At 48.5% G+C, this 23,343-nt stretch carries 18 protein-coding genes; 1 reads left to right on the forward strand and 17 read right to left on the reverse strand.

What is annotated here, in order from left to right; translation table 11 throughout:
* Positions 1–130 precede the first annotated feature (130 nt).
* From DUW71_RS00085 to sdhC, 13 genes are all read right to left on the reverse strand, one after another.
* Positions 131–3,478 carry a carboxypeptidase-like regulatory domain-containing protein gene (locus DUW71_RS00085; protein WP_119393194.1) on the reverse strand — a complete coding sequence of 1,116 codons (3,348 nt, stop codon included), beginning with the start codon at positions 3,476–3,478 and terminating at the stop codon, positions 131–133.
* Positions 3,479–3,596: 118 nt separating this feature from the next.
* Complete coding sequence (locus DUW71_RS00090) at positions 3,597–5,306, reverse strand: hypothetical protein (protein WP_119393195.1); 1,710 nt, start codon at positions 5,304–5,306, stop codon at positions 3,597–3,599.
* Between the two features lie 12 nt (positions 5,307–5,318).
* Positions 5,319–5,903, reverse strand: a complete 585-nt coding sequence (locus DUW71_RS00095) for a hypothetical protein (protein WP_119393196.1) — start codon at positions 5,901–5,903, stop codon at positions 5,319–5,321.
* Positions 5,904–6,131: 228 nt separating this feature from the next.
* Positions 6,132–6,725, reverse strand: a complete 594-nt coding sequence (locus tag DUW71_RS00100) for a hypothetical protein (RefSeq protein WP_119393197.1) — start codon at positions 6,723–6,725, stop codon at positions 6,132–6,134.
* Between the two features lie 340 nt (positions 6,726–7,065).
* Positions 7,066–7,938 (reverse strand): succinate--CoA ligase subunit alpha, encoded by an 873-nt coding sequence (sucD, locus tag DUW71_RS00105; RefSeq protein WP_119393198.1) that lies wholly within the window; start codon positions 7,936–7,938, stop codon positions 7,066–7,068.
* Complete coding sequence (gene sucC, locus DUW71_RS00110) at positions 7,938–9,104, reverse strand: ADP-forming succinate--CoA ligase subunit beta (protein ID WP_119393199.1); 1,167 nt, start codon at positions 9,102–9,104, stop codon at positions 7,938–7,940. The genes sucD and sucC overlap by 1 nt, the downstream gene beginning before the upstream one ends.
* 99 nt (positions 9,105–9,203) lie before the next feature.
* Complete coding sequence (gene lpdA / locus DUW71_RS00115; RefSeq protein ID WP_119393200.1) at positions 9,204–10,640, reverse strand: dihydrolipoyl dehydrogenase; 1,437 nt, start codon at positions 10,638–10,640, stop codon at positions 9,204–9,206.
* 60 nt (positions 10,641–10,700) lie between these two features.
* Entirely contained in the window at positions 10,701–11,900 is a 1,200-nt protein-coding gene (gene odhB / locus DUW71_RS00120) for a 2-oxoglutarate dehydrogenase complex dihydrolipoyllysine-residue succinyltransferase (RefSeq protein ID WP_119393201.1), read from the reverse strand.
* A 36-nt stretch (positions 11,901–11,936) separates the two neighbouring features.
* Positions 11,937–14,774, reverse strand: coding sequence for a 2-oxoglutarate dehydrogenase E1 component (locus DUW71_RS00125; RefSeq protein WP_119393202.1), 2,838 nt, complete (start codon positions 14,772–14,774; stop codon positions 11,937–11,939).
* Positions 14,775–14,875: 101 nt separating this feature from the next.
* A complete protein-coding gene (locus tag DUW71_RS00130) occupies positions 14,876–15,589 on the reverse strand; it encodes a succinate dehydrogenase iron-sulfur subunit (RefSeq protein WP_119393203.1) in 714 nt (237 codons plus the stop codon).
* Between the two features lie 12 nt (positions 15,590–15,601).
* A complete protein-coding gene (gene sdhA, locus DUW71_RS00135) occupies positions 15,602–17,374 on the reverse strand; it encodes a succinate dehydrogenase flavoprotein subunit (protein WP_119393204.1) in 1,773 nt (590 codons plus the stop codon).
* A 1-nt stretch (position 17,375) separates the two neighbouring features.
* Complete coding sequence (gene sdhD / locus DUW71_RS00140) at positions 17,376–17,723, reverse strand: succinate dehydrogenase, hydrophobic membrane anchor protein (RefSeq protein WP_119393205.1); 348 nt, start codon at positions 17,721–17,723, stop codon at positions 17,376–17,378.
* Positions 17,717–18,094, reverse strand: a complete 378-nt coding sequence (gene sdhC / locus DUW71_RS00145; protein WP_119393206.1) for a succinate dehydrogenase, cytochrome b556 subunit — start codon at positions 18,092–18,094, stop codon at positions 17,717–17,719. The genes sdhD and sdhC overlap by 7 nt, the downstream gene beginning before the upstream one ends.
* Before the next feature lie 339 nt (positions 18,095–18,433).
* On the opposite strand from sdhC, the gene gltA reads away from it, so the two are divergent.
* Entirely contained in the window at positions 18,434–19,708 is a 1,275-nt protein-coding gene (gltA, locus tag DUW71_RS00150; RefSeq protein WP_119393207.1) for a citrate synthase, read from the forward strand.
* Between the two features lie 24 nt (positions 19,709–19,732).
* On the opposite strand, the gene DUW71_RS00155 is transcribed toward gltA, so the two are convergent.
* Genes DUW71_RS00155 through osmF form a run of 4 tightly spaced genes read right to left on the reverse strand, consistent with a single transcriptional unit; the run spans position 19,733 to position 23,326 of the window.
* Positions 19,733–20,470 (reverse strand): ABC transporter permease, encoded by a 738-nt coding sequence (locus DUW71_RS00155; RefSeq protein WP_119393208.1) that lies wholly within the window; start codon positions 20,468–20,470, stop codon positions 19,733–19,735.
* A complete protein-coding gene (locus tag DUW71_RS00160; RefSeq protein ID WP_119393209.1) occupies positions 20,454–21,383 on the reverse strand; it encodes an ABC transporter ATP-binding protein in 930 nt (309 codons plus the stop codon). Before DUW71_RS00160 ends, DUW71_RS00155 begins: the two co-directional genes overlap by 17 nt.
* Positions 21,367–22,431: an ABC transporter permease gene (locus DUW71_RS00165; protein WP_119393210.1), complete on the reverse strand. Its 1,065-nt coding sequence runs from the start codon at positions 22,429–22,431 to the stop codon at positions 21,367–21,369. Before DUW71_RS00165 ends, DUW71_RS00160 begins: the two co-directional genes overlap by 17 nt.
* A 1-nt stretch (position 22,432) precedes the next feature.
* Entirely contained in the window at positions 22,433–23,326 is an 894-nt protein-coding gene (osmF, locus tag DUW71_RS00170) for a glycine betaine ABC transporter substrate-binding protein OsmF (RefSeq protein ID WP_119393211.1), read from the reverse strand.
* Between the last annotated feature and the right edge of the window lie 17 nt (positions 23,327–23,343).

The raw sequence follows: 23,343 nt of genomic DNA on the forward strand, positions 1-23,343 counted from the left end.
CAAAAAATGCTTCTTCATTAATATACTCCCTTAAACAAAGTAATTATCAAATAAAGAAGCGCCCCTTAGGACGCTTTTGTATTTGATAAAAAAGAGAGCCCGAAGGCTCTCTTCAACATGTAAAAAATTATTAGAATGTTGCTTTTAAACCATTTTCACCCAATGTAGGAATGGTCTCAGTTTTATCAAAACCACTTTGCAGTACATTACTACCGTTATTGATCGTTTGAACTGTATACTCAACACCGTCTTGAACGTCATTCTGAAGAGTAATTTTAAAGGTGTAATCACCTAGACCTTCGCGAGTGACCGTAACACTAGTTACATTCTCAGCGGTAACTCCGCTCGCTACAGAAAACAGACCAGTAACGGTGGTGGATTCCGCACCAGTAATAACTCTTCCCGCACCAAGAATCCTCTCGTCGTTAAGAGGATGAGTCACGCTCACCTTGACAATCAGCTCTTTAGCTGAACCTTTAGTTAGCGTAAATGGTGACTGAGTAGCGAAAACTGAAATTTCATTAACCAAAGCGAACTTCGGCGCGTCCATTATCTCAGAGTAATCCGCCCATGACTTACCAGACACAGCAGCTGGAATATTTTCAAACGCAAACTCAGCGTGCGCATTTGCAAACACTGAAGACTGGAACGGCCATGCGCCATTTTGTTGGTATGCAGGCAGTGTGAATACTGATTGACGAGTTAAGTCCCCACCCCAAGATGATGGTAGCAGTATCAGCTTATTCAGTTCATTTTCTGGAACAATATAGTCCTCAGAACCGTCAACCGTGATAGTTGTAGCACCGAGCGCAAAGGTTAGCTCTGTTTCAGAAATTACTGCTTTACCGTTTTCTACTTTAGCAACAGGTTTATCGAACACTACTTCAAGAGCATCCGTTGGGAAGTCGGTTCCACTCTCCAAAATGAAGTAGCGAGCCGTCTTAACTAGCGGTGGCATCTGGTCTTGAATCTGAATTTTTGCGTTGGTATCCGTATCAGTAACATTGCCAGCCAAGTCTGAAACAGCACCAGTGAAGTCAAATATATAATCTCCAGACTGCTCTAGAGCAAACTGATAAATATCTGGCACTGAGAACTGTAGCAAATCTACCTCTGATACTTCTCCACCGATATCAGTTGCAACGATATCATTTGCAACTTTCCAATCACTAGGTGTAACAGTTGCTGCTGAGTTGCTGTAAGTGACCAAATCAGTGTTTACCAAATCAACGCTCTCTGTAAAGGCAACACCAACAGTCGCCGACAGGTCAGCATTATCAGCAAATGCTCGATAAGCATTTCTGTCATATACACCCGAAGCAGGATCGATAATTGGTTTACCAATCACTTCCAGTCTTTCATCGGCCGAAACAGTGTTCAAGTTATATAGCTTACGAAGTTGCCTTAGCTGCGCCGCATCATCATTCGGACCATTGTTTGTGCCATCCACTTCAACCAGTAGTCGTGGTGTTAGCGGCAAGATCGGCATACCAATTTGTGACTGCGAACCTGTGTAGCTAGACAGCTCACCACCCTGACCGTAGAACTCAACTTTAGTTGTGTTCTCTGCCGGATCAGTGCCATAGGCAAACTGAAGCGACGTAGTTGGCGGCACGTTATCAACCAAAGGTAAAGTTACTGGTTCACCCGGCGTACCAAATGAATCATATGATGTAATTTCCAGAATGTCGCCTGGTTCAATTTTTGACACTAGGGCTTCTTGAACTTCTGATGCGCCAGTACGAACGTAAAAAGTATTAACACCTTCTGCACTATTTTCAGTAACAGACAGCGGCGAATTAACGAAACTTACTTCAGCAGTTTTCTTGGTTTCGCCTGATACGCTGTCTATTACGCGAGCGGTGAAATATGCGGCGCCAGCTGGGCTCGTATCAACCGATACGCGAGCGACTGTAGTTTCTACGAGTGCAGCATCGAAACCTAGTTTGTCTGTGTAGGCTTTCAGTAGCGCATCTAACCGGCCTTTTGCTTCTGCCACATTTAACTGCTGAATACCCACTTTTACGTCATCAGCATCCGCGAAGCTATTGCTCTGCTTTTGAATAACATCCAGCGCCTGCATAGGGTCTGAACCATCATCGCCCATCTGCGCTGGCACAACAGCGATATTATCTAGCTTGAGATCATCATAGTTATTGAGAGTAATTCTCACGTGAGCAGCAGTATTCTTATCCTGCTCGCCTGACTGTGATGTTGTAAACTTCAGTGCAGAGCTATTTAGGTTACTACCTACAAGGCCGTTTTTAAGGCTAGAAGTATCTACGATTACACCGCGTGGGATATAGATTTGAATCTCACGTCCCTTTACTTCCTCGAGTGTATTAGATGCAGACTCAGACTCAAAAGATAGCAATAAACGAGTTTTATCCGAACCTTGAGAAGCAATTACCGGTACTCGCGAAGCGGTCCCATCTTTGAAGGCAGAAGCTCGAACAGTTGTAAGATCTCTCACGTCAACTGGTTCGCTAAATACTAGTTCTACCTGATTGCTGTTGCGAACTATTTGACCAGATTCACCATCAGCGATGACATTCGTTACTCGAACGATATACGGAGCAACATCGTCGACGAACTCAGTAACGTCAACCATAACCTGCTTTAGATCGGTAACGATATCTTCATTATCCGTGTTAACACTCGTAGGATCTAAATCTTTTACATCGAACGAACGCTCAACCTCGTTTTCCAATGCCAATGTGAAGCTGGTATCAGCCGGGAGGTTGTCAAAGCGGAAGTAACCATCAGCGTCAGCTGTCGCTGTTGGAAGTGCAGCAGATGAGTACAGCGTTTGCACACCACTAACACCATTTGAAACAGATACCGCACCAGAAACAGAATCCACGTCCAGTGCTACTTTCACGTTAGGAAGTGGCTGGCCGTTAGAAGAGTCGATTAAGCGACCAGAAATGCTAGACTTGAGCTCAGGAAGCACTGCTACACCAGCTTCCGCCACAAAACCATCAACAAATGTTACGTTGGTTTGCGCATCTAAGCCAGCACCATCGACAGATTCACCTTCAAAGATTTGAGCGCGCGGAAGCACGTTAACTTTTGCGCCCATGTAGTTGCTGTCACCAATCGCACCACCAAGAATGGTAACCTGAAGATACTGCGTGCGTGCCGCGTCGATTGTATCTACACCAGTTGCGCGCACCTCTTCAAACACGTAAGTGCCGAGCTCATTTGTTTCAACTACTTGCCCAGCAATACCAACGCGAACACCAGCAAGAGGATTACCATTAGAATCAACAACAGTTCCCGTAACCATACCGCGAGGTGCAGTCACATCAGTAAAGTCTACTTTCTGCTCAACTTCGATAACTGGTGAAACCACTACTTCAGTTGGCGTTTCAGAGTTACCTTCAGTACTTGGGGTATCAGTACCGCAAGCAGCTAGAAAGATTGCAGAAGATGCAGCAATTGATATTGCTAGCGTTTTCTTTTTAAGGAGATACATATTTGTCCCTTTTCCCTTGGTTTTTTACTTTTCGCTGGGAGAAACAAGGAACAGCTACATCCTTGTTTTGCGCGGAAACGCCCGCTCTCCCTGCTGCGTGTGAAACTACATGTTTCGATTAATAAACGAGTGCTGAAATACGAGTACTATCAACACTTGAAAATTCTTTACCACCGACTAATTCAATCTTTTTCGTAGATAACCGAAAAGCGCCTGCAAATGCACCGAGCTCAGACTGCCAAGTTATGGCCAGCAGATCTTTCGACAGCCACTTCGGTGTCGACAATAATTCAACAGTAGATGCACTAGTATTTATTCGTATTTCATTGATTAGGTCTATTGGCTGAGATTGATCAGCAAATGCCACCGTTGCACGCAAACCCGTGTCAGACTGCCACGGCAATACAGTGGCATAGTTCTCGATAACACCGCCGGCTGAAAGCGAGGCACCTAGCTGCTCAAAAGTTTGATCCACATCTGAAACTGACGCGTTCACCGTAGCCTGACCCGAAGCGCTCTCATTATCAAAAAAGCCAGAGCCTAACTTGCCGTTCTCAACCGTCGCAAAAGCGTAGCCAGCCTCCAAGGCTTCAATTGCAACTTGTTGAGTAGACTCAAACTGAGTTGTGCCAATTTGCTCTGAACTGACCGAAAACTGCTGAATATTCGACTGATAACTATAGCTAGCCATGAAAGGCAAAACAGAAGAGGTTTGAGTTTCACCGAACACCCCAACCAGCTTTCCATCTGCCAAATGACGAACTTGGTAAAGCGTTTCAGGGTTTTGGGTGGCACCATTCACCAGATTAAATGGAATTTCTTCTTCCGAGTTAAATGAGCCCGAAACTAGGTTAACCTTTAATTGTTTGGCAACTGCTGAGTCAACACCTAGGTGACGATAGTTAGTAACATAGGCAATGGTTTCACCATCTGGTGAGCAATCGTAACTCAGTACATTTCTAGTGGCATTCGTTGACGACTGAGCAGGAAATGTAATGTACTGGCTATCGCTGCGCCCTCCATCAAGGCGAACAAGCCGTGTCTCCACTGCCGACTCACCAACACTCTCTGAACTCAACCCTACAAGGGTCTGGCTACCACACCAGCTCCAGTCAGTAAGCGAGCCAGCTGTAGGCGCGAATAGTCGCTTGCTATCTAGACTACTAACCTGATGCACTTCACCATCGACAGTTTCGAGTGCGACTAAATCACCTGTGTCATTTGTCTTCCACTCGACGACTTCTTTTAAGTCAAATGTATCAACTTGCGACAAAGTCTCTAAGTCAATAACTGATAACCCGCCACTGTTGTTTTGATAGCCTACCTGTTTAGCTCCACTCAACCACAATAGAGGAAGCGTTGAGCCTGACTTATAGTTGGCAAGGTCAGCAACCTTAACCGCAGATCGAGCTGCATCAACAATCCATAGGGAGCTATCCCTATTATCAATAAATGCGAATCGCCCACTTGCACTATCTATCGCATAACTTGTAGCGTCACCGGAAAAGACTTCAACCACTTCACCGGTAAAGGATTCTGCCATGACAACTTTAGCGGTCGAGTCGCCAGACAAAACCCAATAAGAAGCAGTGACTTCGCCTGTGTAATCTGGCGCTCCAACAACTGGCGTTGGAGTAGAGACTACCGGAGGAGTAGGCTCAACACCGCTCGTAGGCGTTGCAGTAGGCGCTACGGTATTAGTAGGAGTTGGCTGCGGCGCACCTGATGCCGTAACGTCGTTAAGTTCTACATCACCGGTTGGTGGCTCGATAACGCAGGCACTTAACGCTGTAGCTGTTAATAACGCGATAGCAATCTTAGTATTCATCGTGCCGCCTCCTTAAAACCGTAAGCCAAACGTTGTGGCAATGTAGTCATACCCTTTTGGGTAAACAGATTTCACCGCGTCGAAATTAATTTGCATTGAATCGGTAATTTCAAGACTGGTGTTTAGATTGACTGTGGTAGCAAACAAGGTTTGGTTTTCGAGGGTTTGCACGGCAAACTCACCGCTTTGATCAATCCAACGGTAAATACCTGCTTCCATTGCGCCTTGCACACCAAGTCCTAGGCCGTACCAAAATTTGCGGCCGTTATCGAATACCATGTCGCGGCGAAGAATGGCGGTAACATCACCTAGGTAAGAGGTTGCACCGACTTGATTTTCGGCTTTTTCAGGGCGAAATACTGTCCATTGAAACCCACCGGAGAACACAGCTTGCCAATGTTGTTCAACAAGTAATGGCAGTACGTAGTCGGCTTGTAAGCGTGCACCATAGCCAAGTGGCATATCGGCGTCGTGAAATGGCACAGCAACGGCTGCACCCGCATTAACTTGGTAATAGGCTTCTTCCCACTCAATTGCTGTGGCGGAAGCTGCGATAAATAGGGGTAGAGACCACGAAAATATGTAGCGTGCGAACATGCGCTTAGTTGCTCCCTTGTATGACTTTACCCAGCTAGTTGGGGTGTCGTCTTCATCCTTTCCTTGCCATTGAAAAGCAAAGCGATTGAAGTTTCAAGCTTTTAACATTAGAAAATTGTTAGGCTTGTCTTTTACGTCGATTATTATGTTTTTATGACGTTCGAACTTCCGTGAAGACATTCACAAACCTACCGCTATGGATGGTTTTTGTGTTACGAATTGTACGGCTTAGAATTGATAGCCTATAGAAAATGCGACGAACTGTATCATTTCCGTCGTGGCCGGTAGAGTTTTTTCGTACCATTCTATATTGCCAGTGGTTTGACGACTAAGGTAGGGAGCAACGTCGAGTTGCGTAGCCTGAAATCGGGTTTGGCCATGTACCGAAAGCTGACCAAACCATTTGCCGAATTGTTGCCGGTAGCCCACTTGGTACTTCATCGCTGGCAAGGCAGCTATGTCGGCATAGGCTTCTTGCGTAGGCTCTATAACGGTTAAGAGCGCGAGGTCGGCGCCCATTGTGGCGCTTGCATACACACCAAGTTTGGCTGCGGCTTCCAACCCTAAACCAGCAAAACTTTGTGATGTCCACTGCATTGCGCTGTCTTCCCATTCGGTAAGTGACAAGCGCTGATCAATGTGGGCCACGATTGACAACCTGCGGTCAAGCATTGGGAGCGCCCAGCCAGAGTTCACAACAGCGATATTTTCGAAATGAGTTGGGCGATAGCTGCCGCCAAGACTTAAACGCCAATCAGCAAGCGCGCTGGCCGGCATCACTAGCAGGGTTAACAGTAAACAATATTTCACTGAAAAGCTCATAGCAACCACTCCCATGTAGCTACTTACTTATCAGCTTAGGCGGCTTTAGGGCCATTGCTTATTGGTGTTACGCTTAAAAACCTTTATTCACAATGGGTTACGTCAATAGTACTTGTTGCCCGGCCAGTGTGGCCCAGCGCAAACCCGCCGTACAACCTACGGGGACCTTGTTTCGTAGGTTTTTCAAACCGAAGGTTTGGGAAACAAACTCACTCGTCACACCCGAGTGTTTTTATCGGGTGTCTAATTTGCTGTTTGCAAATGCTTTAGCTGGACTCCCGCCTACGCGGGAGTGACGTATATGCAGTAACTAGACTCCCGCCTGCGCGGGAGTGACAGATTACCAGCCAGTCTTTTCTTTCAGTGCGTTACCAATGTCGGCTAGCGAGCGAACGGTTTTTACGCCGGCTGCTTCTAGAGCAGCAAATTTTTCGTCGGCTGTGCCTTTACCACCAGAAATGATCGCACCAGCGTGGCCCATACGCTTGCCTGGAGGTGCTGTTACACCGGCAATGTAAGACACAACTGGTTTGGTGACGTTTTCTTTGATGTAAGCAGCCGCTTCTTCTTCTGCTGTACCACCAATTTCACCAATCATAACGATTGCTTCTGTTTGCTCGTCTTTCTCAAACATTTCTAGAATGTCGATGAAGTTTGAGCCTGGAATTGGGTCGCCGCCAATACCAACACAAGTAGACTGACCAAAGCCAAAGTCGGTGGTTTGTTTTACTGCTTCGTACGTTAGCGTACCAGAGCGAGAAACAATACCTACTTTACCTGGCTTGTGAATGTGGCCTGGCATAATGCCGATCTTACATTCACCTGGCGTGATGACGCCTGGGCAGTTAGGGCCAATCAAACGCACACCTAGCTCGTCGCATTTTACTTTTGCTTCCAGCATGTCCATTGTTGGAATGCCTTCAGTAATACATACGATTAGCTTGATGCCGCCGTTAGCTGCTTCCAAGATAGAGTCTTTACAGAATGGCGCTGGTACGTAAATTACCGACGCTTCTGCACCTGTTTCTGCTACCGCTTCAGCAACGGTGTTGAATACAGGTAAACCTAGGTGCTCTTGGCCACCTTTGCCTGGCGTCACACCACCAACCATTTTAGTGCCATAAGCAATGGCTTGCTCAGAGTGGAATGTACCCTGTGCACCGGTAAAACCTTGGCAAATAACTTTGGTGTCTTTATTAATTAAAACGCTCATTATTTGCCCTCCGCTGCTGCAACAACTTGTTGGGCAGCATCCGTTAGCGAGGTTGCTGCGATAATGTTCAAACCACTGTCTGCTAGGCGCTTAGCGCCCAACTCGGCGTTGTTACCCTCTAGGCGAACCACTACAGGTACTTTCACGCCAACTTCTTCTACTGCACCGATAATGCCGTCTGCGATTAGGTCGCAACGCACAATACCGCCGAAGATGTTTACTAGAACAGCTTTTACATTATCGTCAGAAAGAATGATCTTGAACGCTTCTGTTACACGCTCTTTGGTTGCACCGCCACCAACGTCTAGGAAGTTAGCTGGCTCACCACCGTTAAGCTTAACAATGTCCATTGTGCCCATTGCCAAACCAGCGCCGTTCACCATGCAACCAATGTTGCCATCTAGTGCAACGTAGTTAAGCTCCCAAGAAGCCGCGTGCGCTTCACGCTCGTCTTCCTGTGTTGGGTCAGCCATTGCACGTAGGTCTGGGTGGCGGTATAGCGCGTTGCCATCGATGTTAATTTTGGCATCAAGCGCGTGCAGGTTGCCTTCGGTTGTAATAATCAACGGGTTGATCTCTAACAACGCAAGGTCTTTTTCGACGAACAATTTCGCCAAGCCTAAGAAGATCTTGGTGAATTGCTTAATTTGGTCACCTTTAAGGCCTAGCTTGAACGCCAGGTCACGGCCTTGGTATGGCTGTGCACCTACTAGCGGATCAACAACTGCCTTAAGGATTTTCTCAGGTGTTTCTTCGGCAACTTTTTCAATTTCTACGCCGCCTTCAGTAGACGCCATAAATACAACACGACGTGTTGAGCGGTCGACCACTGCACCTAGATACAACTCTGTTTCGATGTCTGAGCAAGTTTCTACTAGAATCTTGCTAACTGGCTGGCCATCGGCATCAGTTTGGAAGGTGACCAGACGTGTACCCATCATAGAGTCTACGAACTGGCGAATGTCGGCTTCTGCTTCCACTAGCTTTACGCCACCGGCTTTACCGCGGCCACCAGCGTGAACCTGTGCTTTTACAACTACTTTGCCGCCGCCCAGTTTCTTTTGTGCTTCCACTGCCTCGTCGGCAGTTTCCACAGCGAAACCATCTGATACCGGGATACCATATTCCCGGAATAATTGCTTACCTTGGTATTCGTGCAGGTTCATGATTTCCTGTCCACTTTCCGTTATTGTTATAAGTTCGATTGGCAAAACTGCCAATCAAGGTTGCGCTCGATTAGAAAAGGGGGCGCTGCCCCCTTATTCTTATTTTTTCTTGCGATTTACAATGTGAATCGCGTGATTTTCTACCGCAAGGGCTGCTTCGTGCACGGCCTCTGAAAGCGTTGGGTGCGCAAAACAGGTTAGTGCTAGATCTTCAGCTGTTGAGCCGAACTCCATTGCAATAACACCTTGAGCAACCATTTCAGACGCATGCAAACCAAATACGTGCATACCCAAAATACGGTCGGTTTCTTCGTCAGCAATAATCTTCACTAAGCCCGTAGTGTCGTTTGCCGCCATTGCACGGCCTACTGCTGCGAACGGGAACTGACCAACTTTATACTTGGCGCCTTCAGCTTTCAGTTCCTCTTCTGTTTTACCAACCCAAGCCAGCTCAGGGTGAGTGTAGATAACGTTTGGCACAGTGTCGTAGTTCATTTGCGCTTTTTTGCCGGCAATCAACTCAGCAACCATGATGCCCTCTTCCGAGCCCTTATGCGCAAGCATTGGACCACGGACTACGTCACCAACCGCCCAAATATTTGGCACAGTAGTACGGCACTGGTCATCAACGAAGATGAAACCACGCTCGTCCATTTCAATGCCAACGTCTTTAGCGAACAAGTCTTGCGTGAACGGACGGCGACCAACAGCAACGATCAACTTGTCGAACGTTTCTGTTTTCTTCTCACCACCTTCTTCAAAGTGCACGTCAACTTGCTTGCCTTTGATGTCAGAGCCAGTAACGCGAGCACCTAAGCGAATGTCTAGACCTTGCTTTGTGAAGGTTTTTTGCGCTTCTTTCGCTAGGCGCTGGTCTGCTGAGGCCAAGAACTTATCTTGTGCTTCAAGCACAACTACTTCTGAGCCTAAACGTGCCCAAACTGAACCTAGCTCAAGGCCGATAACACCGGCGCCAATAACACCTACACGGCCAGGCACTGAGTCGAATGCTAGTGCACCTGAAGAGTCAACAATGATGTCTTCGTGCAGCGGCGTTGGTGGAATTTCGATTGGCACTGAACCTGTAGCGATAATGATGTGCTTTGCTTCTAGCTCGGTCACAGAACCATCTTCAGCGACTGCTTCAACTTTGTTCGTGCCCGAGATACGGCCTTTACCAAAGTAAGACGTCACACCATTGCCTTTAAAAAGACCAGTGATGCCTGAGGTGAGGTTATCAACGATCTTGTCTTTACGTGCCATCATTGCCGACACGTCAATTTTCACATCAGATGCGCTAATACCGTGATCTTTAAATGAATGATGCGCTTCGGCGTATTTCTCTGAAGACTCAAGCAATGCCTTTGAAGGGATACAGCCAACGTTCAAACATGTACCACCTAGGCGCTGTTTGCCCGCGTCATCTTTCCACTTCTCAACACAGGCTGTCTTCATGCCCAGTTGTGCAGCTTTAATTGCTGCGACATAACCGGCTGGACCTGAGCCGATTACCACGACATCAAACTGATCTGCCATTTACCTATTCCCGTTATTGGTTGGATTGCGCCGCCTACTCTATTGTAAGCGGCGAAAAAATTACACTTCTAGAAGGATTCGTGCAGGGTCTTCTAGCATTTCTTTGATGGCTACCAAGAACTGCACTGCTTCTTTACCATCTAGCAGGCGGTGGTCATAAGAAAGCGCCAAATACATCATTGGGCGAATTTCTACTTGGCCATTTACCGCTACTGGGCGCTCTTTAATTGCGTGCATACCCAAAATAGCCGACTGTGGCGGGTTCAAAATTGGCGTTGAAATCAATGAGCCAAAAACACCACCGTTAGTAATGGTAAAGGTGCCACCCTGCATTTCATCTAGGCCTAGTGCACCTTTTTGTGCACGCTGACCAAAGTCACGGATGGTTGATTCAATTTCTGCCATACCCATATTTTCCGCGTTACGCAACACAGGTACCACCAAACCGCGCTCACTCGATACAGCAATACCGATATCTTGGTAGCCATGATACACGATATCGTCGCCATCAATCGAGGCATTTACTACTGGGAAGCGCTTCAGGGCTTCGGTAGCGGCTTTAACGAAGAACGACATAAAGCCAAGTTTTGAACCGTCATGTTTCTTCTCAAACAGGTCTTTATACTGCTTGCGAAGGTCCATGACTGGTTTCATATCCACTTCGTTGAAAGTGGTTAGCATGGCAGCCGTTTGTTGCGCTTCTACTAAGCGGCCGGCAACCATTTTACGCAAGCGTGTCATTGGCACACGCTTCTCAACACGATCACCTACCGCTTCAACCGCTGGCGCGCTCGCAGTGCTTGCAGGTGCCGGCTTAGAAGCCGGTTTTTCAGCTTTCATGGCATCTTCTTTGGTGATCATGCCATTTTTGCCAGTACCCACTACCTCTGCAGCGGTTAAGCCTTTTTCGTCAAGAATTCGGCGAGCAGCTGGGCTAACGGTTGCATCAGAGTCGGCTTTGCTAGCCGCTGGCGCTTCGCTTGCTGGCGCCTCTTCAGCTGGTGCACTAGCAGCAGACACTTCGCCAGCCTCAAAAATCGCCATCACTTCTTCCGACAACACGGTGTCGTCTTCGTTCTTGATAATTTCTTTAATCGTACCGTCGGCTGGTGCAACAACTTCTAAAACCACTTTGTCGGTTTCGATATCTACGATTAGTTCATCACGGCTAACCGGCTCGCCTGGCTGCTTATGCCAGGTTGCCACGGTACCGTCAGCAACGGATTCTGGGAACTGAGGAGCTTTAATCTCGATGGTCATAATAATTTGTTCCTTATCTCTGGCACCAACGCCGAATTATTGTTCTTGCTGATAAAGTGCGTCTACTAAGAATTGCTCTAACTGCTCAAGGTGCAGTTTCATGTAACCGGCAGCTGGCGATGCAGCAGGTTTACGACCCGCATAGCGAAGGTGCAGCTGCGGATTCAGTTGAGCAATAACATGGCGCATATGGTGTTGACTTGGGTACCACGCCCCCTGGTTCATAGGCTCTTCTTGACACCAAACCACGTCTTTGACGTTTTTGTACTGCTCCAATGCCTCAAACAACTTGCCTTCAGGGAACGGATACAACTGCTCGATACGAACAATTGCCACGTTATCAAGGCCGTCTTTGGCGCGACGCTCAGCTAGGTCGTAATATACCTTGCCCGAGCACAGTACAACGCGTTCAACCTTATTAGGGTCGATCGACTGATTCACTTCTGGCAGTACCGTTTGGAACTGACCAACAGCAATCTCATCTAAAGACGACACAGCATCTTTATGACGCAACAAGCTCTTCGGAGACATTACTACCAATGGCTTGCGAAGTTTGCGGATCGATTGGCGAACCAGCATGTGGTAAACCTGCGCCGGCGTGGTTGGTACACATACTTGAATATTGTGTTCGGCACACAATTGCAAGAAGCGTTCAAGACGCGCAGAGCTGTGCTCTGGACCTTGGCCTTCATAGCCATGCGGCAACAACATGGTTAAGCCACACAAGCGGCCCCATTTTTCTTCACCAGAGGTAATAAATTGGTCAATGACGACCTGCGCACCGTTGGCAAAGTCACCAAACTGCGCTTCCCAAATGACCAATGAAGATGGCGTTGTGGTGGCATAACCATATTCAAATGCTAATACCGCTTCTTCCGAAAGGAAGGAGTCGAAAATGGTGAAACGCGGCTGATCATCTGCCATGTTTTGCAACGGCACCCAGCAACTGCCATCTTTTTGGTTATGCAGCACGGCGTGGCGGTGAGAGAACGTACCACGGCCAACGTCTTGACCGGTAATGCGAACGTCGTTACCAGCCGCCAAAATAGTGGCATAAGCCAACGTTTCAGCATAGCCCCAGTTAATTGGTAAAGCACCAGCAGCCATTTTCTGGCGATCTTGAACAATCTTGTTCACTTGGCGCTGTAGCGCAAAACCTTCTGGCACATTGTCTATCTTGGCTGCTAGCTCTTTCAGCTTGGCAAGCCCAACGCCCGTTTCAAACTCATCTTGCTGCGGCTGGTTTAAGTACGGTGCCCAGTTCACGAACATGGATGTGTTTGGCTCGGTAACCAAAGCCTTGGCCACGTGGCGGCCGTTATCAAGCGCTTCGCGGTATTCATCTACCATGGTGCGCAACGTCGAGTCATCAATCACCGCTTCGCCTTTAAGCTGATCAGCATAAAGGGTAACCGTTGATTTTTGTTTCTTAATCGCGCTGTACATTAGCGGCTGCGTGCCGCTTGGCTCATCCGCTTCGTTGTGGCCATTGCGGCGGTAACAAATTAAATCGATAACGATATCGCGCTTAAAGCGCATACGGTAGTCAATAGCAATCTGTGTGGCAAACACCACGGCTTCTGGATCATCGCCGTTAACGTGCAGGATTGGCGCCTGAACCATTTTAGCGATATCGGTGCAGTACTCAGTAGAGCGCGCATCTTCTCGCTTCGAAGTAGTAAAACCAACTTGGTTATTGATAACAATATGCACCGTACCACCGGTTGCATAAGCACGGGTTTGTGACATCTGGAAGGTTTCCATCACCACACCCTGACCAGCGAAAGCTGCGTCACCGTGCATCACCACTGGTACTACCACATCGCGAGTTTCATCTTGACGGCGATCTTGGCGAGCGCGCACAGAGCCTTCAACTACTGGTGAAACAATTTCCAAGTGCGATGGGTTAAATGCCATTGCTACGTGTACTTCACCGCCGGCTGTCATAACGTTCGTTGAGAAGCCTTGGTGGTACTTCACATCGCCCGAACCAAGTTCGTAGAACGACTTACCTTCGAACTCGTCGAACAGGTCACGCGGGCTCTTGCCCATGGTATTAACCAACACGTTCAAACGACCACGGTGCGCCATGCCTAAAACAATTTCTTGCACACCATAAGTACCAGAGCGCTGAATCAACTCGTCTAGCATTGGAATCAGTGCTTCACCACCTTCCAAGCCAAAGCGCTTAGCGCCTGAGTAGCGCGAGTGCAGGTACTTTTCTAGGCCTTCAGCTGCCACCAAACGCTCTAGAATATGCTTTTTGTTTTGCTGTGAAAATTCTGGTTTACCGCGCATCGACTCTAAACGCTGCTCTATCCAGCGGCGCTCTGAGGTATCGGTAATATGGGTAATCTCGGCACCAATCGAACGGCAATAGGTCGATTCACACGAATCAATGATCTCGCGCAGTGTTGCGTTTTCTTTGCCAATGTATAGTGCTGTTGAAAAGGTCGTATCGAGATCAGCGCTAGAAAGCTCATGGTAAGCCAGCGACAGATCGGGCGGCGTTTGGCGCTGCCAGATATTTAGTGGGTCTAGCTTGGCTTTTTGGTGACCGCGCATACGGTACGCCGTTACCAGCTGCTGTACACGCACCTGCTTACGCTCGTGTTCAGTACCAGCACCGCCTAGCGTGGCGCCTGTGCGCTTTGCTTTGCCAATTTCAAGAAACTCTTTCTTAACGGCGGCGTGAGAGATATCTGTGGTTACCAGTTCACTAACACCAGGTAACTTGTCGAATTCTTTGCGCCACTCCTCTGGAATGGAGTTGGGGTCTGAGAGATAAGCTTCAAATAGCTCCTCTAAATAACCAGCGTTGACGCCGGCCATGTGAGAGGTGCGCCAGAGTTGCTCCATCAGGCTTTCGTGCATAGCGATTAACACCCTTCAGGCTAGTGTATAGCCTCAATTATTATTATCTAAGTGATAGCACAACGCCGGGGATCACCCGGCGAAGTAGCTTTGCCCTTATGTTATGCAGACTGCGTTAGCAGCATGGATCGAATATGCCCGATAGCCCTCGTCGGGTTCAATCCTTTAGGACACACGTTAACACAGTTCATGATACCTCGACAGCGGAACACGCTAAACGGGTCATCAAGATCTGCCAAACGCTCGGCCGTTGCCGTATCACGACTATCTGCCAAGAAGCGCCAGGCTTGCAGCAAACCAGCTGGGCCAACGAACTTATCTGGGTTCCACCAGAAAGATGGGCAGCTTGTTGAACAACATGCGCAAAGAATACATTCATACAGACCATCAAGCTTAGCTCGATCTTCTGGTGATTGTAGACGCTCAATAGCCGGAGCAGGCGTATCATTCTGCAAATAAGGCTTAATTTTTTCGTATTGTTTGTAGAACAGTGACATATCTACAACCAAGTCTCGCACGACCGGCAAGCCCGGCAGTGGACGAAGTACTAATTTATTGCCTTTTTTCGCTTCCGACAATGGGGTAATGCACGCTAGGCCGTTTTTACCCGAAATATTCATGCCATCCGAGCCACATACACCCTCGCGACAAGAACGACGATACGTTAGTGCCGGGTCCTTCTCTTTCGCCAAATGCAGCACGTCTAGCACCATCAGGTCTTTACCCTCTGGCACATCAACTTCAATGTCTTGCATGTACGGCTTTTTGTCCGTCTCAGGGTTGTAGCGATAAATGCTGACAGTTAATGCAGTCATGGTGTTACCCCCTTAGTAAGTACGAACTTTTGGTTCGAACGTGTCGACAGTCTTCGGCGAGAAGTTCACCGCGCGCTTGGTTACACGACGATCCGTTGGATGATACATGGTGTGGCATAGCCAGTTTTCATCATCACGCTCTTGGAAATCTTCACGCGCGTGCGCGCCGCGGCTCTCAGTGCGCTCGTACGCTGCCACAGCAGTCGCTTCCGCTACTTCAAGCAAGTTTTCTAGCTCAAGCGCTTCGATACGAGCCGTATTAAACGCGTTCGATTTGTCTTCTAGGTACAAGTTTTCTACGCGTTTGCGAATCTCAGCGAGCTTAGTCAAGCCCTCTTTCATCGACTCACCTTCACGGAAAACACCAAAGTGAAGCTGCATAACATCCTGCAAGTCTTTTTTAACAGCCGGTACACTTTCACCACTTGTAGAGTTATTCAAACGCTCAACGCGGGCCAACGCTCGCTGAATATCTTCATTTGTTGCTTCCGACACCGAGTAGCCTTCACGTAGCGACTGCTCAATTTGCAGACCCGCTGCACGACCAAATACCACTAGGTCAAGCAGTGAGTTACCGCCTAGGCGGTTAGCGCCGTGTACCGATACACAGGCTGCTTCACCACATGCGTACAAACCGTCTACGATCTTATCGTTACCAGATTCGTCTTGGGTTATGGCCTGGCCGCCAACATTCGTTGGAATACCGCCCATCATGTAGTGGCATGTTGGTACAACAGGAATTGGCTCTTTTACCGGATCCACGTGTGCGAATGTACGAGATAACTCAAGAATACCCGGTAACTTAGCATTCAATGTTTCTTCGCCTAGGTGATCTAGTTTCAAGAAAACGTGATCGCCATCTTTGCCGCCGCCACGGCCTTCTAGAATTTCTAGAATCATAGAACGTGCGACTACGTCACGGCCAGCCAAGTCTTTAGCATTTGGCGCATAACGCTCCATGAAGCGCTCGCCGTCTTTATTGATCAGGTAGCCACCTTCACCACGGCAACCCTCGGTTACCAGCGTACCCGCACCATAGATACCAGTTGGGTGGAACTGCCACATTTCCATGTCTTGTACTGGGAAACCAGCACGCATCGCCATGCCAATGCCGTCGCCCGTGTTGATCAAGGCATTTGTTGTTGAGGCATAGATACGACCAGCACCGCCGGTAGCCAGCACCGTTGCTTTGGCATCAATGTAAACGGTTTCGCCAGTTTCAATACAGATTGCCACGCAACCACGTACAGCGCCGTCAGAGTTTTTAACTAAATCAAGCGCGTACCACTCGTTCAAAAACTCGGTACCTGCTTTCACGTTTGCTTGGTATAGCGTGTGCAAAAGTGCGTGCCCAGTACGGTCAGCTGCAGCACAAGTACGCGCCGCCTGACCACCTTTACCAAAGTCTTTCGACTGACCGCCAAAAGGACGTTGATAAATACGGCCATTTTCCGTACGAGAGAACGGCAAGCCCATGTGCTCAAGCTCAAATACGGCTTGCGGGCCAACTGAACACATATATTCAATTGCGTCTTGGTCGCCAATATAATCAGACCCCTTAACGGTGTCGTACATGTGCCAGCGCCAATCGTCGTTCGGATCATCCGATGCAATCGCACAGGTAATACCACCTTGCGCTGATACGGTGTGCGAACGAGTAGGAAATACTTTAGAAACAACTGCTGTTTTTAGGCCCGACTCCGCCAACTGCAACGCAGCACGCAAACCCGAACCACCGCCACCAACAATAACGGCGTCGAAAGACATCTTACGAACTTGTGACATGTTATGCTCCCCAGATTGCTCGCCCAGCGACGATCAAATACGTAAACAGCGTTACGCCTAAAATGGCCAAAAAGATGAATCGAACCGCGAGTGGCTTCATATAATCGGTCGCCACCGTCCACAGCCCAATCCATGCATGCCCTACAATGGCCAAAACGGCTAGGAAGCTAAAAATCTGCACCCAAGTTGTTTGGAAAAGTGCTTGCCAGCTAGCGTAATCCATGTCTGGATTGGCAAGCAAAACACCCACAATAAATACCGCGTACGCAGCAATAATGACTGCCGATACACGTTGCCACAACCAATCAGACAGACCGCTGCGGCTTAAGTTAGTAACGCTCTTTACCATACCCAAACTCCCGCTAGCACAAACAGAACCGCTGAAACGATCAATGTAAAGTAAGCACCGGCTTTACCACCCTCTTTGGTTTCGCCTATGCCTGCATCCATAATCAAGTGTTTGATACCAGCCACAAAGTGATAGGCAAGCGCACATAGCGTTCCCCACACAATGAATTGTGCAATAAAGTTTTCTGCCAGCAACTGTTTTACTTGCGCAAAACCAGCGGCAGATGACAGTGATGCATCTAATGCCCACACCAAGAAGGCCGCACCGATAAACAGTACGATGCCCGACACTCGGTGCGCGAACGACACAACACCTGTGATTGGCAACCAGATGGTTGTCAAATCCAAGTTCACGGGTCTGTTGTTATTCACGGTTGTCCACTCTGCTTGTTGATTAGTTTTTATTGTAGCTCCGCGTACGGTAGCTATGCTTAGTTATCCGTACATTCGAATGAAATGGATTATATGCAGCCAGCTGGTTAAATACAACGAAGCTAGAACGCCATTGTGAAATTATGTCAATGCGATAGGACAGCGGAATGGCGATTAGTAGGGATTTTTACGTGACATGCTATCATTTGACTGGCATCTTAAATTGACAACCTTGCGTAGCATCCATAGTCTTACGTCGATTAAACATCTCGACTTCCAAATAAGAAGCGCGAATTGGATGGGCACTTTCGCGATTTTAATAATAAACAGGAGGCCTCAATGGCTGGCAAAACAGCAAAGTTGATCATTGACGGGCGTGAAATCGAACTTCCAGTACTGGAAGGCACAATTGGTCCGAACGTTGTTGACGTTCGCGGCTTGGTAAAAGAAGGGCTGTTCACATACGACCCGGGCTTTGTTTCTACCGCAGCCTGCGACTCTAAGATTACCTACATCGATGGTAAAGAAGGGGTACTACTACACCGAGGCTACCCAATTGATGAGTTAGCGGAAAACGCAAGTTACTTAGATGTGTGTTACCTACTGTTGTACGGCAATCTGCCATCAGCAGAGAAGAAAAAAGAATTTGACAACATGATCATGCACCACACCATGGTGCATGAGCAAATGAAGTCGTTCTTAGATGGCTTCCGCCGCGACGCGCACCCAATGGCTGTTATGGTGGGGTTATCTGGGGCATTTGCATCGTTCTATCATGACAGCTTAGATGTCACTAACGAGCGCCATCGCGAAGTTGCAGCACATCGTCTAATTTCAAAAATGCCAACGCTTGCAGCAATGGTTTACAAGTACTCAATTGGTCAGCCAATTGTTTATCCTCGCAACGACCTGGACTACGCCGGCAACTTCTTACACATGATGTTCTCAACACCATGTGAGCCATACGAAGTTAACCCAGTATTCGCCAAAGCTATGGATCGCATCTTTACTTTGCATGCCGACCACGAGCAAAATGCGTCTACCTCTACTGTTCGTCTAGCTGGTTCAACCGGTGCCAATCCATTTGCTTGTATCGCGGCCGGCATTGCAGCACTGTGGGGCCCTGCTCACGGCGGTGCCAATGAAGCGGTACTGTCAATGCTTGAAGAGATTGGTGACGAATCTCGCATTGAAGAGTTTATTTCACGCGCTAAAGACAAAAACGACCCATTCCGTTTAATGGGCTTTGGTCACCGCGTGTACAAAAACTACGACCCGCGTGCCAAGGTAATGAAGAAGACCTGTGACGAAGTCCTTGCACAACTAGGCATGCACGACGATCCACTATTGAAGATTGCTCAGAAGCTTGAAAAAGTAGCACTTGAAGATGAATACTTCATCGAGAAGAAGCTATACCCGAATGTAGACTTCTACTCAGGCATCATCCTGCGCGCCATGGGTATCCCTGTTTCTATGTTTACTGTGATTTTTGCTGTGGGCCGCACACCAGGCTGGATTGCACACTGGAAAGAAATGCTAGACCAAAACTCTCGCATCTCGCGCCCTCGCCAGCTTTACACTGGCCCAACTAAACGACCGTACGACGGCCTTTAATAGCGCAATAAGGTACCGTAAGAACTAAGGGCTGCTTGGCAGCCCTTTTTTTTGCATCCAACACAACAACCACTCAAACCACTCATCCACTAATAACGCAAGCAATCCTATAACAACTGCCCCTTGCACCACGAACGCCAGGTTATTGTTAATTAATCCTGCAATCACAGGATCGCCAAGTGTTCGTGCACCTATGGTCGAGCCGATCGCTGCTGTCGCCACCGCAAACGTAAAGGTGGTTCGAGCGCCAGCTAGAATCACCGGAAGCGCCAATGGCAACTCTACGCTTAGCAATACCTGCCTCGACGACATTCCCATCGCTTTGGCCGATTCTTTAATTGACGGCTCAACACCATCTAATCCAGCGATAGCATTGGCCATTACCGGCAGCAAACCATAAAGAAACAAGGCAATTAACGTCGGCTCGCTGCCAAACCCAACACTTGGCACAGCCAACACCAATACCGCAACAGGTGGAAATGTTTGACCAATACTTGCCACCTGCGATGCCACCGGCAACCACAAGCGCTTACGCGTCACCACAATCGCTATCACAATGGCCACCATGCATGCAGCCCCAGCTGCTAGCCCAACTAATAAAACGTGCTGCCACAGCAGCCAGGCCAAACTATCTCGCGTATAAAGCACCTGGCGAACATCAGGTGACAACCAGCTGAGTACTGGCTCAAAAAGCGGCTGCCAAATTAGCGCCGCAGCAAGCAAGACCGCATACACTAATAACCGGCTAGCACTTTGCCACATGCTGCAGATCCTCAATCGCAATAAAACCATATGGCCTGTCACCCACTACCTGAGCACTGGCACAACCATTAAGTAGCATAAGCGATAGCAACTCTTGCACCGACATATCTGGGGGTACGGTGATAAACGGCTCACGCTTAGGGCTCGCCTGACTGCAAAGGTCGCGCACCGAGGTAAACTTTGCCATTCGCAAGCCTCTTTCATGACCACCCAAAAACTCGGCAACGAACGAACTATCGGGATGTTTTAGCAACGCCAATGGCGACCCACTTTGAGCAATACAGCCGTTGGCCATGATCACCAGCTGATCGGCAAGTTTGAGTGCCTCGTCGATATCGTGTGTCACAAATACGATGGTTTTACCGATTTCCTGCTGAATGCTGAGTAGCTCATCTTGCAAACTTACGCGTGTGATCGGGTCGAGCGCAGCAAACGGTTCGTCCATTAATAACACATCAGGGTCGCCTGCCAACGCCCGCGCCACCCCCACTCGTTGCGCCTGACCACCGGATAGCTGATGTGGCATTTTTGCTTCATGCTCGGCAATACCGAACATATCTAACAGGGTTGATACCCGCTGCTCGGTTCGCTCTGGTGACCAACCTAATAAACTTGGTACCAAAGCAATATTTCGACGCACATTCCAGTGCGGAAATAGACCAGTATCTTGAATGGCGTAGCCTATGCTTCGGCGCAGCTGTATGGGGTCGTATTGGGCGATATTTTTATCATTGACCCGCACTTCACCCTGGTCAAACGCTAGCATGCGATTGATTAAACGAAGTAGTGTCGACTTGCCACAGCCACTGCTGCCTAACAATACACACAGCTGACCTGAGGGGACCTTAAGTGAAATATTATCCAGCGCACATGCCCCACCAAAGTATTTGCTAACATTAGAGAGCTCTATCATTGCGTACCTTTTTGGCCAACCAGGAGAAAAACACATCCGCTAAAATAGCCATAACAACCGTTGGTAGGGCACCAATTAGCACCAGTTCCATGGCCGACTGCCCTAGCCCTTGGAAGACAAACCGACCCATTCCGCCGGCACCCACTAGTGCTGCCACAACAACTAACCCAATGGCCTGCACCGTCGTAATTCGAACGCCTTCTATTATCACCGGCATTGCAAGCGGCATGCGTACTTGCCAGAAAATTTGCCCAGGTGTCATACCCATTCCCTGGGCAGCATTCAAAACTGCCAACTCGACACTTCGCAACCCCACCAAAGCATTGCGCACCATTGGCAGCAGGCTATAAGCCACCAGCGCAATCACCGCTGGTGTAGCACCAATACCACTCACGCCAAGCCACGGCGCTGCTTTTGATAGCAGGCTTAACGGAACCATTAATAAGCCGAACAGGGCAATACTAGGAATGGTTTGCAGGAAGCTTAAAATGGCAAACACCAGCCGCTCATTTAGCCATCTATTTAGCGTAAACAAGACCAGCAAGGCCGAAATAACGATGGTGATCGCAAGACTCAATACGACCAACTGCAAATGCATTAACAACTCCTGCCAAAACGCCCCTTGCTGCTGCACAAACTCCAAATGCAGCGAGAGCATCGGCTGCCCCCACAATAAGCCAACCCAAGCAAACAGAAGCAGAGCAACCAAAAGCTTTGCCCGCGGCAATTGCAGTGCGAATATCATAGACAGCGCAAACAAGAGCCAAACCGCACCACCAATGCCTATTCGATTATTGTCTGGCGCTTGCAGCGATGCCACGTACACCAATAAAGGGAAGGCAAACAACAAAGCAATAAATGCCGTCTGCCAGCGCCAACTAAGCAACCAAATAACTGCCAATGCTGCCAAAAGATAAGCTGGCAGTAATTGGTAAGCATACTGCCCCACACCAGGCAAAATGCGGTTTGGCTGCCAACTTAGTAGTGACAAAAACAACACAGCAGCAGCCAACAGGACCAGTGCCGTGCGCCGTATTGCAACCGGCATATTACGGGCGCGAGCTTAAATACTGCGCTGCTACCTCACTAGCAGGCCGCCCCTCTACTTGCACCTGGCTGTTAAGGTCTTGCAGAACTTCTTTAGTTAACCCAGCAAATACGGAGGCAAGTAAATCCGGCAGTTCAGGATAGGCTGCAAGCGTTTCTGCTCGAACAACCGGAGCAGGCAAATAAACCGGCTGCGCGCCCATAGTATCCTCTAGCACTACCAAGCCCAGGGCAGCAATACCGCCATCAGTACCATAGGTCATTGCACCATTTACCCCGTCGGTGGCCAGTGCCGCCGCGCGCATGGTTGCTGCGGTATTGCCACCGGAGAGCACTAATAGCTGGTCGGATGTTAGCTCAAAACCATATTCCGTTTGGAACGCGGGTAGCGCTGCCGGAGACTCGACAAACTCAGCACTTGCAGCAAATTTAAAATCGCCACCGTCATTGATAAAGCGCGCCAAATCTTCCATGGTCTGCAAGTTATTAGCACTGGCTAGGTCGGCTCGCACGCTCATTGCCCAAGTATTGTTCGCGGGAGCTGGCGACAACCAAACGACATTATTTGCTGCTAGATCTAACTCAGCAACCCGTTCATAACCCGCCTCGGCATTTTTCCATACAGGGCTATCCGCTTGGTCAAAAAAGAAGGCGCCGTTGCCGGTGTACTCAGGGTAAATATCAATCTCACCAGTAATAATTGCTTGGCGAACAATATTTGTTGCGCCCAACTGAATGCGATCGACCACTTCAATATCGTTTGCTGACAAGGTTTGTAAAATGATTTGGCCAAGCACCGACCCTTCGGTATCTATTTTAGAACCAACAACAACTGGGTCTTTAGCAAAAGCAAGCGAGGCGACTGCAACAAGCAGTAACGCGAGTAAAGATTTCATTTGTAGGCCTATTTATA

The organism is Salinibius halmophilus, from assembly GCF_003577475.1.
Lineage (GTDB): Bacteria > Pseudomonadota > Gammaproteobacteria > Pseudomonadales > Natronospirillaceae > Salinibius > Salinibius halmophilus.

Excerpts from the sequence above, each read along its gene's own strand:
- DUW71_RS00085 (WP_119393194.1), bottom strand. The coding sequence starts at position 3,478 with ATGTATCTCCTTAAAAAGAAAACGCTAGCAATATCAATTGCTGCATCT.
- DUW71_RS00090 (WP_119393195.1), bottom strand. The coding sequence starts at position 5,306 with ATGAATACTAAGATTGCTATCGCGTTATTAACAGCTACAGCGTTAAGT.
- DUW71_RS00095 (WP_119393196.1), bottom strand. The coding sequence starts at position 5,903 with ATGTTCGCACGCTACATATTTTCGTGGTCTCTACCCCTATTTATCGCA.
- DUW71_RS00100 (WP_119393197.1), bottom strand. The coding sequence starts at position 6,725 with ATGAGCTTTTCAGTGAAATATTGTTTACTGTTAACCCTGCTAGTGATG.
- sucD (WP_119393198.1), bottom strand. The coding sequence starts at position 7,938 with ATGAGCGTTTTAATTAATAAAGACACCAAAGTTATTTGCCAAGGTTTT.
- sucC (WP_119393199.1), bottom strand. The coding sequence starts at position 9,104 with ATGAACCTGCACGAATACCAAGGTAAGCAATTATTCCGGGAATATGGT.
- lpdA (WP_119393200.1), bottom strand. The coding sequence starts at position 10,640 with ATGGCAGATCAGTTTGATGTCGTGGTAATCGGCTCAGGTCCAGCCGGT.
- odhB (WP_119393201.1), bottom strand. The coding sequence starts at position 11,900 with ATGACCATCGAGATTAAAGCTCCTCAGTTCCCAGAATCCGTTGCTGAC.
- DUW71_RS00125 (WP_119393202.1), bottom strand. The coding sequence starts at position 14,774 with ATGCACGAAAGCCTGATGGAGCAACTCTGGCGCACCTCTCACATGGCC.
- DUW71_RS00130 (WP_119393203.1), bottom strand. The coding sequence starts at position 15,589 with ATGACTGCATTAACTGTCAGCATTTATCGCTACAACCCTGAGACGGAC.
- sdhA (WP_119393204.1), bottom strand. The coding sequence starts at position 17,374 with ATGTCACAAGTTCGTAAGATGTCTTTCGACGCCGTTATTGTTGGTGGC.
- sdhD (WP_119393205.1), bottom strand. The coding sequence starts at position 17,723 with ATGGTAAAGAGCGTTACTAACTTAAGCCGCAGCGGTCTGTCTGATTGG.
- gltA (WP_119393207.1), top strand. The coding sequence starts at position 18,434 with ATGGCTGGCAAAACAGCAAAGTTGATCATTGACGGGCGTGAAATCGAA.
- DUW71_RS00155 (WP_119393208.1), bottom strand. The coding sequence starts at position 20,470 with ATGTGGCAAAGTGCTAGCCGGTTATTAGTGTATGCGGTCTTGCTTGCT.
- DUW71_RS00160 (WP_119393209.1), bottom strand. The coding sequence starts at position 21,383 with ATGATAGAGCTCTCTAATGTTAGCAAATACTTTGGTGGGGCATGTGCG.
- DUW71_RS00165 (WP_119393210.1), bottom strand. The coding sequence starts at position 22,431 with ATGCCGGTTGCAATACGGCGCACGGCACTGGTCCTGTTGGCTGCTGCT.
- osmF (WP_119393211.1), bottom strand. The coding sequence starts at position 23,326 with ATGAAATCTTTACTCGCGTTACTGCTTGTTGCAGTCGCCTCGCTTGCT.